Source organism: Rhodoplanes tepidamans (genome assembly GCF_030813915.1).
Taxonomy (GTDB): domain Bacteria; phylum Pseudomonadota; class Alphaproteobacteria; order Rhizobiales; family Xanthobacteraceae; genus Rhodoplanes; species Rhodoplanes tepidamans.
The window spans coordinates 58,752-71,136 of the sequence record NZ_JAUSUJ010000010.1 but is presented as its reverse complement, the minus strand read 5'-3'; the positions used below and the strand labels follow the sequence as shown (position 1 = coordinate 71,136).

The following is a 12,385-nucleotide window of genomic DNA, read 5'->3' as shown; positions in this document are numbered from 1 at the left end:
CGCCACGACGACCGGCGAGGCGAGCGCCCGACGATCGTTGCGATTCAACCAGGAGAGCTTCCCATGTCCGACCGCATCCAGGACCCGCTGACCCACGACCCGTCGACCGCGGCGCCGCTCGGTGCCACCGCCCCCGCCGCGCCGGCGCGCAAGCGCGGCCGCCGCATCGCCTCCTACGCGGTCGTCGCCGCGCTGGCGGCCGGCGTGGTCGGCGTCGGTCTCTCGGCCACCGGCTCGCTCGGCCAGGGGATGGGCTTCGGCCCGCCCTTCGCGCACGGCGGTCCGGGCTTCGGCGGCGGCTTCGGCCCGCACGGCTGGGGCGGCCCGTTCGGTGGCCGCGCCTTCGATCCGGCCCAGGCCGAGCAGCGCGCCGACCGCATGGTGCGCCATCTCGCGGTCGAGCTCGACGCCACCACGGAGCAGCAGGACAAGCTGCGCGCCATCGTGAAGTCGGCCCTCAAGGACGTGCTGCCGATGCGCGAGAAGGTGCGGGCGGCGCGCGGCCAGGCGCGTGACCTGCTCACCGCCCAGACGATCGATCGCGCCGCCATCGAGAAGCTGCGCGCCGAGCAGATCGGCCTCGCCGACCAGGCGAGCAAGCGCATCGCCCAGGCGCTCGGCGACGCCGCCGAGGTCCTGACCCCCGAGCAGCGCCGCAAGCTCGAGGAGCGGCTGCCCCCGGCCGGCTTCCTCCGCGGCTGGTCGCGCGGCTAGTCCCCAGCCCCGCCACCGCGGCGAGCGTCGTCGTCCCCACCCCGGACGGCGACGCTCGCTCCCGTTTCGCGCTACACTGCGCTCCCGCTCCCTGCCGCCGGCCCGTCCACAGTCCGCTCCATGCCCGACCACATCCTGCTGATCGAGGACGATGCCCGTCTCGCCGAGATGGTGAAGAGCTATCTCGGGGCCGCCGGATTCGAGGTCACGGTGGCGCCGACCGGCGGCGCCGGCGTCACGCTGCACGACCGCCAGAGCTTCGATGCGCTGGTGCTCGACCTGATGCTGCCCGACATGGACGGGCTCGACGTCTGCCGCACCATCCGGGCGCGCGCCCGCACGCCGATCCTGATGCTGACGGCGCGCGGCGACGCCATGGACCGGGTGATCGGGCTCGAGGTCGGCGCCGACGACTACCTGCCCAAGCCGTTCGAGCCGCGCGAGCTGCTGGCCCGCCTCAAGGCGGTGCTGCGCCGCTCCAAGGGCGGCGAGCCGGTCGCCGAGGTGCTGCGCTTCGGCCGGCTGGAGATCGACCTCGGCGCCCGCCAGGCGCGGCTCGACGGCGAGCCGCGGCCGCTGACCAGCTACCAGTTCGAGCTGCTCCTGGTGCTCGCCCGCCATGCCGGGCGGGTGATGTCGCGCGAGGCGATCATGGATCTGGTCAAGCACGAGCGGCTGGAGGCGTTCGACCGCTCGATCGACGTCCACGTCTCGCGCATCCGCGCGGCGATCGAGGACGACCCCAAGAAGCCCCGCCGCGTCATCACGGTCCGCGGTGCCGGCTACGTCTTCGCGAAGGCGCAGGAATGACGCGCTCCGCCCCGCCGGTCGTCCCGGCATCCTCGCTCCCTCTCCCCGTGTCCGGGGCGAGGTGAACACCGGTCGCGGAGCCGCTCGATGCGTCGCCTCTACCAGAAGATCTATCTCACCATGATCGGGGCGCTGGTGCTGCTGGTGCTGGTCGCCGGCGCGATCTGGCGGTTCGGGCCGGGCGGGCCGCCGGTCGGGCAGGCCTTCGAGCTCGCCGGCGAGCTCGCCGCCGTGGCGCTGCCGCCCGCCGACGCCCCGCAGGTCGCCCAGCAGGACGCCCTGATGGAGCTCGGCCGCCGGCTGCGGCTCGACATGGCGCTCTACGACACCCGCCAGCGGCCGATCGCGGCGGTCGGCGGGCCGCTGCCGCCGCCCGACCGCAGCCGCGACACCGGCCTCGTCTACGGTCCCGGCGGCCCCGCCTGGATGTTCCGGCTGCCCGACGACCGCATCCTGGTGGCGCGGCCGCCGCCCCGCCACCGCAGCCCGGTGCTCGCCCTGATGGTCGCGCTCGGGCTGATCGCCGTGGTCGTGGCGGTCGCCGCCTTCCCGGTGGTGCGCGGCCTGACCCGGCGCCTGGAGACGCTGCAGGCCGGCGTCGAGACGCTCGGCGCCGGTCATCTGGCGGCCCGCGTGCCGGTCGAGGGGCGCGACGAGGTGGCGCGGCTCGCCGAGAGCTTCAACCGCGCCGCCGGCCGCATCGAGGAGCTGGTCGGCGCCCACCGGCTGCTGCTCGCCAACGCCTCGCACGAGCTGCGCACCCCGCTCGCCCGCATCCGGCTCGGCGTCGAGCTGATGAAGACGCGGCCCGATCCCCGCCATTCCGCCGACATCGAGCGCGACATCGCCGAGCTCGACGGGCTGATCGACGAGATCCTGCTGGCCAGCCGGCTCGACGCCATCGGGGCGCCCCAGGCGACCGAGGAGGTCGACCTGCTGGCGCTCGCCGCCGAGGAATGCGCCCGGTACGACTGCACGCTCGACGGCGCCCCCGTCGTGCTCGCCGGCGATCCGCGCCTGCTGCGGCGGATGATCCGCAACCTGCTCGAGAACGCCGAGCGCCACGGCGCCCCGCCGGTGCGGGTCGGCCTCGCGGCGGAGCGCGGCCGCGCCGTGCTGACCGTCGCCGACGGCGGCCCCGGCGTGCCGCCCGGCCAGCAGGAGCAGGTGTTCACCCCGTTCTTCCGGCTCGCCGGCGATTCGCGCGGCGCCGGGCTCGGCCTCGCTTTGGTGCGGCAGATCGCCCGCCTGCACGGCGGCGACGCGACGGTGGCGCCGCAGCCGGATGCGCCGAGCTGCTTCCGCGTCGCGCTGCCCCTCGTGCGGGTCTGACCGGCGGCGGACCGACGGGCCTTGCCAGCCGGGAGCGAACGTGGTCGTACTCGCGGGTTCCCGATCCGGCCCCGAGGCGCCGCAGGACCTCGCCCATGCCCAGCCTGTTCCGATTCCTCGCCGTCGTCGCCCTGATCGGTGGCCTGATCTATGCGGGCATGCTGGCGCTGACGCTGTTCGTCGACGTGAAGCCGCGCGAGATCAGCGTCGCGGTGCCGCCGGACCGTTTCCTCAAGCCGCGCTGACATGGGACGCCCTCCGAAGGCGGCCGGCACGCCCGCCGCCCGGCGCTCCGCCGCCGCCCCGGTCGCGGCCCCGCCCCGCAAGGGCGCCGAGAAGCCGGCATCGCCCCCTGGTCCGAAATCCACGCCGAAGCCGGCCGCGGCGCCGAAGGCCGCGACGCCCAGGCGCGGCCGCCCCAAGGCACCGCGCGTCGCCACCGCCGACCGCCATGTCGACCTGTTCCTCGACATGATCGCGGCCGAGCGCGGCGCCGGGGCCAACACGCTCGACGCCTATGCGCGCGACCTCGCCGACGTCGCCGGCCGCCTGAAGGCGGTCGGCCGCACCGTGCTCGACGCCCGCACCGAGGATTTTCGCGCCTATCTGGCCGGGCTCGCGGCGCGCGGCTTCAAGGCGACCTCGGTGGCGCGAAAGCTGTCGGCGATCCGCCAGCTCTGCCGCTTCCTCTATGCCGAGGGCCACCGCCGGGACGATCCGGCCGCCATGATCGAGGGGCCGCGGCGCGGCCGCGCACTGCCCAAGATCCTGTCGGTCGCCGAGGTCGACCGGCTGATCGGTACGGCGCGGGAGCTGGCGAACCGGACGAAGCAGAGCGACGGCGAGCGGCTGCGGGCGCTGCGCATGATCTGCCTGCTGGAGGTGCTCTACGCCACCGGCCTGCGCGTCTCCGAGCTGATCGCGCTCCCGGCCGCCGCGGCGCGGCGCGACGAGCGCATGCTGGTGGTGCGCGGCAAGGGGTCGAAGGAGCGCATGGTCATCCTCAACGACGCCGCCCGCGCCGCCATGAAGGAGTGGCTCGGCGCGCTCGCCGAGGCCGGCCGCTTCGAGGGCTCGCGCTGGCTGTTCCCGTCGCTCAGCGAGACCGGCCACCTCACCCGCCAGCACGCCGCCCGCGAGCTGAAGGACCTGGCCATCGCCGCCGGGCTGCGGCCCGACAAGGTGAGCCCGCACGTGCTGCGCCACGCCTTCGCCAGTCACCTGCTGCAGAACGGCGCCGACCTGCGCTCCGTCCAGATGTTGCTCGGCCACGCCGACATCTCGACCACCCAGATCTACACCCACGTCCTGGAGGAGCGCCTGAAGAGCCTGGTGCGCGACCTCCACCCGCTGGCCGACGAGGGGTAGGCGCCGGACGCGAGGACGCGGCTCCTTCCGTTTCCCTCTCCCCTCGTGGAAGAGGGTGCCCGAGCGAAGCTCGGGCGGGTGAGGGGGCGTGCCGCGGGCTCCGAGCCCGTGGAAGCTGCCCTCACCCGTCTCGCCGCTGTGCGGCGAGCACCGATCCTGTCGCTCCTGCATTCCGCTGCGCTCCATGCAGGCTACGGGGCGATGCACGCTCCGCACGCGCAGGGCGCACGCCCCGTCTCTCCCGCGGCGCCGAGGCGCCCGGGTGTTGCCCATGACCTGTCCCCCGGCGAACCGAGGGGCGCGGAGCGCCGAGAGGCGCGTCCGTTGTCGTTGCGCCTTCGGTGGAAGGCGCGGCGCGCATCGAAGCCTCGATGCGCACGCCTCCCGGCGCTCCGCGTGTGGCGTCTTGTCGGTCTCGGGCTCGTAATCACGAGCGGCCGCAACCACGACGGCGGCGGTCCGGCGTCGCGCTCTGCGGTCGCCCCGGGTCCGTGGGGTCTGTGACGACCCTGATGCCCGGCGGCGCACTCCCGAGCCGCCCGGGAGCCCGGCTGACGAGGCCGAGGCCCGCGGGGCGCCACGTGCGCCGGCGGATTGTTGCTCCGTGGCTCCGGCGCCCGGCTTTTCCGGCGGGTCCGATCCCGCCCTTGGTGCGGCGCTCTGCGGCTCCGGTGCCCCGAACCCGCCGCCTCCGCACGTCGCCGGCCTGCCCCGTCGCCCGACGTCACCGGTCGACGCCCCTCGACGGACAGGACAGGAGAGGGTGTAGCGCGGGATAGGAATATAGTCAAGATGTGAGTCGGAGGGGAGCCCGGCCATGACGAGCGGCTGGCGCCGGGATGACGGGGCGCACCTTCGTGTTCGTCCCTCCCGCGGGTTCGGTCGCTCCGGGGCGGCGCGCCAGCGCCGAGCCCGGAAGCCACGGCCCCTGTCTTTCCGTCGCAACGTCGACAGGGGCTAGGGATTCCGGACAGCCGCTTCGCGGATTCCGGAATGACCGGCGCGCAGTGGAACAGCGAAGCGTCGTCCGCCGTCTGGCGACCTCCACCTGCTCGTCGGCCCGGTGCGAGCGGGTGGAACGGCCTTCCCGTCCGGGGTATTCTTCCAGACCAGAGCAACCTTCGGGAGTGCGCCGGTGAAGCGGCAGGACGTGCTCGACATCTTGCGCCGGAATCGGGACGCGCTGCGCGCCCGGGGCGTCGTGCACGCCGCGCTGTTCGGGTCGGTTGCGCGTGGAGAAGAGAATTCGGACAGCGATATCGACATCGTCATCGATCTGGCGCCCGACCTGTCCCTGGACGTCTTTCAGTATGTCGGGCTGAAGAGCTACATCGAAGAGATGTTCCCGGCTCCCGTCGACGTGGTCGACCGCGAGACGATCAAGCCGATCATTCGCGACAGTGTCACGCGAGACTCGGTGTATGCCTTCTAAGTCTCCGCTTCTCGCGCTGTCGGGGATCGCGACGAACATTTCACTGGCCCGCCAGTTCGTCGCAGGGCTGTCCTTCCACGACTTCAGACAAGACACCAAGACGCTGTATGCCGTGATCCGGTGCCTGGAGATCGTCTCGGAGGCGTCGCGCAGGTTGCCCCCTGAACTGCTCGCACGGCACCCCGAGATTCCGTGGGTGCAGATCGCACGCGCCGGCAACGTCTATCGACACGAGTACGACGGCGTCCGTGAGGCGATGATCTGGAAGACCATCCACGGCGCGCTCGACGCGCTCGAGGTCGTGGTCCGCGAGGAGCTGTCGCGGCTGAGCGAGTCGCGCGACTAGCCCCGCCGCGGTCGCGGCAGGGCAGGGGGCGCCGGTCCGGAACCGCGCCGGCGCCCGTTGCAAGCCGCCTCAGATGCCCTGGCCGCCCGAGACCTCGATGCGCTGGGCGTTGACCCAGCGGTGGCTCTCCGAGAGGAGGCCGGCGATCACCGGGCCGATGTCGTCCGGCAGGCCGGCGCGGCCGAGCGCCGTCATGTCGGCGAAGACCCGGTTGATCTCCGGATTGTCGCGCACCGCGCCGCCGCCGAAGTCGGTCGCGATGGCGCCCGGCGCCACCGTGTTCACGGCGATGCCGCGCGGGCCCAGCTCCCTCGCCATGTAGCGGGTCAGCACCTCGACGGCGCCCTTCGCGGCCGCATAGGCCGCGTAGCCCGGGAAGGTCACGCGGGTGAGGCCGGAGGACAGGTTCACGATGCGGCCGCCGTCGGCCATGAGCGGCAGCAGCGTCTGGGTGAGGAAGTAGACGCCCTTGAAGTGGACGTCGACCAGCCGGTCGAACTGCGCCTCGGTGGTCTCGCCGATCGGGGCGTAGTCGCCGTGCCCGGCATTGTTGACGAGGTTGTCGAACGTCCCGCGCCCGAAGGTCTCCCGCAGGACGGCGCGCAGGCGCCCGGCGAAGGCCGCGAAGGCGGCGACGTCGCCGGTGTCGAGCGGCAGGGCGACGGCCGCGCGGCCCATTGCCCGAATCTCGCGGACGACCGCCTCGGCGTCGTCGGCCCGGCTCTGGAAGGTGAGCACGACATCGCCGCCCTGGCGGGCGACGGCGAGCGCGGCGTTGCGGCCGAGGCCGCGGCTGGCGCCGGTCACGAGGGTGATCTTGGTCATGGGTGGGTCTCTTTCGTGGTGTCTTCGGCCTCCCTGATATGCCGCCGGACGGCCCGGCGGTGTTGCCGGAAGCTCCACGGGTCTTGCCTGTTCCTGCAAAAGGCGTGCGAACCGGACCGGTCTTCGTTAGGATCGCGCGATGACGACGCTGCTCGATGCCGTCCGCCGCCACGGCGAGACCCATGCGGATGCGGCCGGGATCGCGCGCACGCCGGTTCCGGGCCTCACCACGATCCGCGCGACCGCCCCGAGCGATCTGGTCTACGCCGTCTCGCGGCCGCTGGTCTGCCTGGTGGTGCAGGGGAGCAAGCACGTCACCCTGGGAACGCGCGGCTTCTCGTTCTCGGCCGGCGATTCGCTCCTGATCACGGCCGACGTTCCGACCGTCAGCCAGATCACCCGCGCCAGTGTCGCCGCTCCCTATCTGTCGCTGGTGCTGGAGCTCGATCCCGCCGTGATCGCCGAGCTGACCGCCCGGACGACGTCGGCGTCGGGGGACGAGCGGTCGCCGGTGCGGGTCGACGCCACCGAGACGGAGGTCGCCGACGCGGCGCTGCGGCTGATGCGTCTGCTCGATCGACCCGCCGCGGTGCCGGTGCTGCAGGCCCAGCTCGTGCGCGAGATGCACTACTGGCTGCTCGCCGGCCGGCACGGGGCGGCGATCCGCCGGCTCGGCTGGCCCGAGGGGCCTGTGCAGCGGATCGCGCGCGCCGTCGCGGTCCTGCGCGCCGACTTCGCCGGGCCGGTGCCGGTCGAGCGCCTCGCGGCGGTCGCCGGGATGAGCCCGTCGTCGTTCCACCGGCATTTCCGGGCCGTCACCTCGCTGCCGCCGCTCCAGTTCCAGAAGCGGCTGCGGCTGATCGAGGCGCGCCGCCTGATGCTGTTCGAGAACGCCTCCGCCGGCAGCGCCGCCTTCGCGGTCGGCTACGAGAGCGTGCCGCAGTTCACCCGCGAGTACGGCCGGCTGTTCGGCCGGCCGCCCGTGCGCGACGTCAGGGCGGCCCGGGAGGCGCCCCCGCCGGCGCCGCGAGACGCCGCGGCCGCGCCCGGCCCGGGCCCCTCGCCGCTCCCTTGACTTCCGCCGCATCCGGGGGCTTCTGTCCCCCGCCCGCCGTCGCCGCGGGCAGGGATCCACCCCTGGAATCCACCCCTCGGTCACTCTCCTGATGCGCAGCTATCTCGATTTCGAAAAGCCGGTCGCAGAGCTCGAAGCCAAGATCGAGGAGCTGCGCGCCCTGGAGCAGCCGGTCGGCGCGGTCGAGATCGGGGAGGAGATCGCGCGGCTGGAGGCCAAGGCGGCCGAGGCCCTCAAGGCCGTCTATGCGAATCTCACGCCCTGGAACAAGACCCAGGTGGCGCGCCACCCGCAGCGGCCGCACTGCCTCGACTACATTTCCGGCCTGATCGCCGACTTCACGCCGCTCGCCGGCGACCGCAATTTCGGCGAGGACGAGGCGATCGTCGGTGGCTTCGGCCGCTTCCGCGGCGAGAGCGTCTGCGTCATCGGCCAGGAGAAGGGCTCCTCGACCGAGAGCCGGCTCAAGCGCAATTTCGGCATGGCGATGCCGGAGGGCTACCGCAAGGCGGTGCGCCTGATGGAGATGGCCGACCATTTCGACATCCCGGTGATCACCCTGGTCGACACCGCCGGCGCCTATCCGGGCATCGGCGCCGAGGAGCGCGGCCAGGCCGAGGCGATCGCCCGCTCGACCGCCGCCTGCCTCGCCCTCAGGGTGCCGAACGTCGCCGTGGTGCTGGGCGAGGGCGGCTCCGGCGGCGCCATCGCGATCGCCACCGCCAACAAGGTCCTGATGCTGGAGCACGCGATCTACAGCGTGATCTCGCCGGAGGGCGCCGCCTCGATCCTGTGGCGCGACTCCGGCAAGGCCCAGGAGGCCGCGACCGGCATGAAGATCACGGCCGACGACCTCCTCAAGTTCGGGGTCATCGACGCCATCATCCGCGAGCCGATGGGCGGCGCCCACCGCGACTGGGCGGCCGCCATCAACGCCACCGGCGACGCCGTCGCCACCGCCTTCGACCAGCTCCGCGACCTCGGCCCCGAGGCGATCCGCCAGCAGCGCCGCGACAAGTTCCTGGCCATCGGCCGCACGCTCGCCTGACGCGAGACCGGGTCCGGACGCACGAAATTCGCGTCGGACGACGGTTTCTTAACGGTCCGGAAACCATCCCGTCGGAAGCTTCCCCAAAGCCCCCGTACACCCCCGATTCACCATGCCGGCGCGGCGGGTGTGGGGTCCGGTTCCGTTGCCTTGCTTAGACCACATCTTAACGCTAACGGGTCTTTACGGAATGGGGACGACGAGGGGGAGTGCCGTTTGAACCGTCATTCGGCGTGGGTCCGGACGCTCCTGGCGTCGGCGGCGGTCGCGGCTGCGATCGCGCTGGCCGGGTGCCAGACCGACGGGATCTCTCAGATCCCGAGCAAGGCGATGCAGCCGCTGTCCCGCGAGATGGTGGCGACGCTCGAAAAGAAGAACATGCCGGTCGATTCCCCGATCCTGGTCCGGATCTTCAAGGAGGAATCGGAGCTCGAGGTCTGGAAGCAGGACGCCTCCGGCCAGTACGCCCACCTGAAGACCTATCCGATCTGCCGCTGGTCGGGTGAGCTCGGCCCCAAGATCAAGCAGGGCGATCGCCAGGCCCCCGAGGGCTTCTACACGATCACGCCAGGCCAGATGAACCCGAACTCGAGCTTCCACCTCGCGTTCAATCTCGGCTTCCCCAACGCCTACGACAGGGCGAACGAGCGCACCGGCGCCTTCCTGATGGTGCACGGCGACTGCTCGTCGTCGGGCTGCTACGCGATGACGGACGAGCAGATCACCGAGATCTACTCGCTCGGCCGCGAGGCCTTCCTGGGCGGCCAGAAGTCCTTCCAGGTCCAGGCCTATCCGTTCCGGATGACGGCCCTGAACATGGCCCGCCACCGCAACAGCCCGCACATGGCGTTCTGGCGGATGATCAAGGAGGGCAACGACCACTTCGAGGTCACCCGCCAGGAGCCCAAGGTCGACGTCTGCGAGAAGCGCTACGTGTTCGACGCGACGCCGGTGTCGGGGAGCTTCTCGCCGACCGGCCGCTGCCCCTCCTTCCAGGTGCCGGACGACGTCGTCGCCGCCGTCAAGACGAAGCAGGATCACGACGAGCGCCAGTTCGCCCATCACGTCGCCCAGGGTGTCGGCACCGTGGCGGCGCGCACCGGCAGCGACGGCGGCATGCATCCGACCTTCCTGGCCAAGATCAATCCGAACGAGACCTTCGTCAGCAACGGCCGCAAGGTCGGCAGCCTGCCGCCGACCCGGTCGGGCGGCAAGGCGACGCTCGTCTACCTGCCGAACTCCGCCCCCACGGCGGTCGCCTCGGCCGATCCCGACACCACGGCCGGCGTGGTCGGCAGCACCCGGGTCGCCTCCGCCGACGGCGACGGGGCGCTCGGCGGCCTGTTCGGCGGCAGCGGGTCCGGCGCGGCATCCTCGGGCAGCGGCTTCGGCAAATGGTTCGGCCTCGGCAAGAGCGACGACGTCCCGCCGCCCCCGAATCCGAAACCGGCCGCCGCCCCGGCCGCCAAGCCCGCCACGGCCGCCAGGCCGGCCCCGGCGGCCAAGCCGGCTCCGGCCGCGGGATCGCAGACCATGCTGGCCTCGTCGTCGTCACGCCCGGTGGCGCTCGGCGCCATCCGGCCGACCACCACGGCGCCGACCGCCTCGGCGGCCGCCGCGAAGCCGCAGGCCACGGCCCAGACGACCTCGCAGAGCAAGACCGACTCGGCGCCGGCCGCCGCCTATGCGGGCGGCAGCCTGATGCCCGGCGCCAAGCCGGTGCTGTCGTCGTCGAGCTTCGACAACCGCTGGGGCGGGATGTAGCGTCCGCCGCTTCCGTCGACTCCGTCCGATGCCCGGCCCGGTGCCGGGCATCGGCGTTTCGGGGGCAGGCGCCGGCGGAGCGGCCGGCCGGGATCACATCAGCCGGTCGAGCTCGCTGCGGCTCGCCGACTTGCGCAGCTTGATGAAGCGCACGACGCGCTGCGCCACCTCGCCGGTCAGCCGGATATACTGCTGGAAGGCGGCGCGCGGATCCTCGGGCTCGCCCAGCGTGGTCTCCAGCACGGCCCTGGCGTCGGACCAGCCGAGGCCGGCCGCCTTGCACAGGATCAGGAGCGCGTCGGCGGAGCGCTGGCGGATCAGGTTGCGCACCGCGATCACCGGCACGTCGGCGACGGCGGCGAGGTCCTCGATCACCGGCCCGCGCTGCCTCTGCCGGGCGTGCTCGCACAGGCGCACCTTCAGCCCGTCCGGGTCGATCCGCACCGCCGGCCCGTGATGGGCGGCGTGCAGACGCGCATGGACGAGCTGGTCGCCGATCGCCGCGATGGCGTGGTCGAGCCGGGTGCGGACCGCCGGATGCGCCGAGGCGGCGAGCCGATGCCGCACGATCCCGGTGGCGTCGCGGACCATGTCGCAGAAGATGTCGGGCGGCACGTCGCTGCGGCCGGCGAGCAGCTCGGCGAGCTCCTCGTCGGCATGGGCGCGGGCCGCGATGGTGCGCAGCCCGGCGTCGGAGAAGCGGGCGCCGGTGTTGGCCGTGACCTTGCGGGTCACCTCGAGGTCGCCGCGCTCGACGACGATGTCGGTGACCACCTCGGAGAGATGCTCGCGGGCCGCGATGGCGGCGAGATGGGCCTGGCCCTTGCTGCGCGCCACCTCGACCAGCAGCGCGTCGGAGACCCGGGGAGAGCGTTCCAGCACCGGACCCGAGATGCCGATGTCGTCGTCGCTGGCGAGCCGGCCGATGGTGTCGAGCGGCGCGTTGCGCACCGGGGCGAGCTGCAGCCCGAGGCGGATCAGGGCGTAGCGCTCGACCGTCTCGACGAGCTGCAGCATGACGTCGTCGAACAGTCCGACATGCTCCTCGCCGAGCATCTCGGTGTTCGCCAGGAACAGGTCGGTGACCCGTCGCAGGACTTCGCTGCGCCGTTCCGCGGTGCCGTCCGCCAGCGCACTGGAGAGCTCTTCGATCAGGATCGCGGAGGAGGGCATGGCGGGGGATTCCAGATCACGTCTCCGCCAGCGGGACGAGCGGCGGCCAGGCGTCGGGGGAGGGCAGCGGCTCGCCGCCCGTCGGCACGAACGAGACCCCGACATGATGGCGGCCGCGCCAGGCGATCGTGCAGCGGACCTTGATGCGGCCGGGGTCGACCAGCAGATCGAAGGCGTCGGGCACGGCCGCGACATCGCACACCAGCAGGCAGGCGCCGCCGGCCGACACGTTCAGCACCGCGCAGTCGATCGCGTCGCCGGGGATGGCGATCTTGGCGGTCGCCAGGGTCAGGTAGCGGCGTGCGCGGCGCTGCTCGCGCCCGGTCGCGACGGCAGCGCCGGACGCCTGTTCGGGCATCGCCGTGGCTCGAAAGCTCTGGGGCCGCGTGCCGGGCATCTGTATTGCTCGCGCCGGGTCAAAATCGACGGGCTCGTCGAAGTCGTCTGGTGATGGTCCACCTCGCGAACCGGGAAAGCTTAACGCCTGGACGTGAACAC

Annotated in this window: 13 protein-coding genes; 10 read left to right on the top strand and 3 right to left on the bottom strand. The window is 72.7% G+C overall.

The genetic code is table 11. The features are described from left to right. Positions 1-63: 63 nt before the first annotated feature. The 7 genes from J2S22_RS13495 (at position 64) to J2S22_RS13465 (ending at position 6,002) form a co-directional block, all read left to right on the top strand. On the top strand, positions 64-714 hold the full coding sequence (locus tag J2S22_RS13495) for a Spy/CpxP family protein refolding chaperone (RefSeq protein ID WP_272775408.1): 651 nt from the start codon (positions 64-66) through the stop codon (positions 712-714). Between the two features lie 120 nt (positions 715-834). Next, positions 835-1,524 carry a response regulator gene (locus tag J2S22_RS13490; RefSeq protein ID WP_272775407.1) on the top strand — a complete coding sequence of 230 codons (690 nt, stop codon included), beginning with the start codon at positions 835-837 and terminating at the stop codon, positions 1,522-1,524. 87 nt (positions 1,525-1,611) lie between these two features. Then, on the top strand, positions 1,612-2,856 hold the full coding sequence (locus J2S22_RS13485; RefSeq protein ID WP_272775406.1) for a sensor histidine kinase: 1,245 nt from the start codon (positions 1,612-1,614) through the stop codon (positions 2,854-2,856). 95 nt (positions 2,857-2,951) lie between these two features. Continuing rightward, complete coding sequence (locus tag J2S22_RS13480; RefSeq protein ID WP_272775405.1) at positions 2,952-3,101, top strand: histidine kinase; 150 nt, start codon at positions 2,952-2,954, stop codon at positions 3,099-3,101. Position 3,102: 1 nt separating this feature from the next. Next, positions 3,103-4,224 carry a site-specific tyrosine recombinase XerD gene (locus tag J2S22_RS13475; RefSeq protein WP_272775404.1) on the top strand — a complete coding sequence of 374 codons (1,122 nt, stop codon included), beginning with the start codon at positions 3,103-3,105 and terminating at the stop codon, positions 4,222-4,224. A 1,135-nt stretch (positions 4,225-5,359) separates the two neighbouring features. Then, positions 5,360-5,656 carry a nucleotidyltransferase family protein gene (locus J2S22_RS13470; protein WP_272775403.1) on the top strand — a complete coding sequence of 99 codons (297 nt, stop codon included), beginning with the start codon at positions 5,360-5,362 and terminating at the stop codon, positions 5,654-5,656. Beyond that, positions 5,646-6,002, top strand: coding sequence for a HepT-like ribonuclease domain-containing protein (locus J2S22_RS13465; protein WP_272775402.1), 357 nt, complete (start codon positions 5,646-5,648; stop codon positions 6,000-6,002). Before J2S22_RS13470 ends, J2S22_RS13465 begins: the two co-directional genes overlap by 11 nt. A 69-nt stretch (positions 6,003-6,071) precedes the next feature. Here the strand turns inward: J2S22_RS13465 and J2S22_RS13460 are convergent, their stop codons facing one another. Next, positions 6,072-6,827 (bottom strand): SDR family NAD(P)-dependent oxidoreductase, encoded by a 756-nt coding sequence (locus J2S22_RS13460; RefSeq protein ID WP_272775401.1) that lies wholly within the window; start codon positions 6,825-6,827, stop codon positions 6,072-6,074. Between the two features lie 139 nt (positions 6,828-6,966). Here J2S22_RS13460 and J2S22_RS13455 point away from each other — a divergent pair, with 139 nt between their 5' ends. The 3 genes from J2S22_RS13455 to J2S22_RS13445 all read left to right on the top strand — a co-directional run bounded on the left by J2S22_RS13455 (position 6,967) and on the right by J2S22_RS13445 (position 10,714). Next, the gene (locus tag J2S22_RS13455; RefSeq protein WP_272775400.1) at positions 6,967-7,902 is read left to right on the top strand and encodes an AraC family transcriptional regulator; all 936 of its coding nucleotides are present in this window, start codon (positions 6,967-6,969) and stop codon (positions 7,900-7,902) included. Positions 7,903-7,993: 91 nt separating this feature from the next. Further along, a complete protein-coding gene (locus J2S22_RS13450) occupies positions 7,994-8,950 on the top strand; it encodes an acetyl-CoA carboxylase carboxyltransferase subunit alpha (protein ID WP_272775399.1) in 957 nt (318 codons plus the stop codon). Positions 8,951-9,280: 330 nt separating this feature from the next. Continuing rightward, on the top strand, positions 9,281-10,714 hold the full coding sequence (locus tag J2S22_RS13445) for a L,D-transpeptidase family protein (protein ID WP_272775398.1): 1,434 nt from the start codon (positions 9,281-9,283) through the stop codon (positions 10,712-10,714). A gap of 93 nt (positions 10,715-10,807) precedes the next feature. On the opposite strand, the gene J2S22_RS13440 is transcribed toward J2S22_RS13445, so the two are convergent. Both J2S22_RS13440 and J2S22_RS13435 read right to left on the bottom strand, forming a co-directional pair. Then, on the bottom strand, positions 10,808-11,887 hold the full coding sequence (locus tag J2S22_RS13440) for a DUF2336 domain-containing protein (RefSeq protein WP_272775397.1): 1,080 nt from the start codon (positions 11,885-11,887) through the stop codon (positions 10,808-10,810). Between the two features lie 16 nt (positions 11,888-11,903). Next, positions 11,904-12,245, bottom strand: coding sequence for a PilZ domain-containing protein (locus tag J2S22_RS13435; RefSeq protein ID WP_272775396.1), 342 nt, complete (start codon positions 12,243-12,245; stop codon positions 11,904-11,906). Positions 12,246-12,385 lie beyond the last annotated feature (140 nt).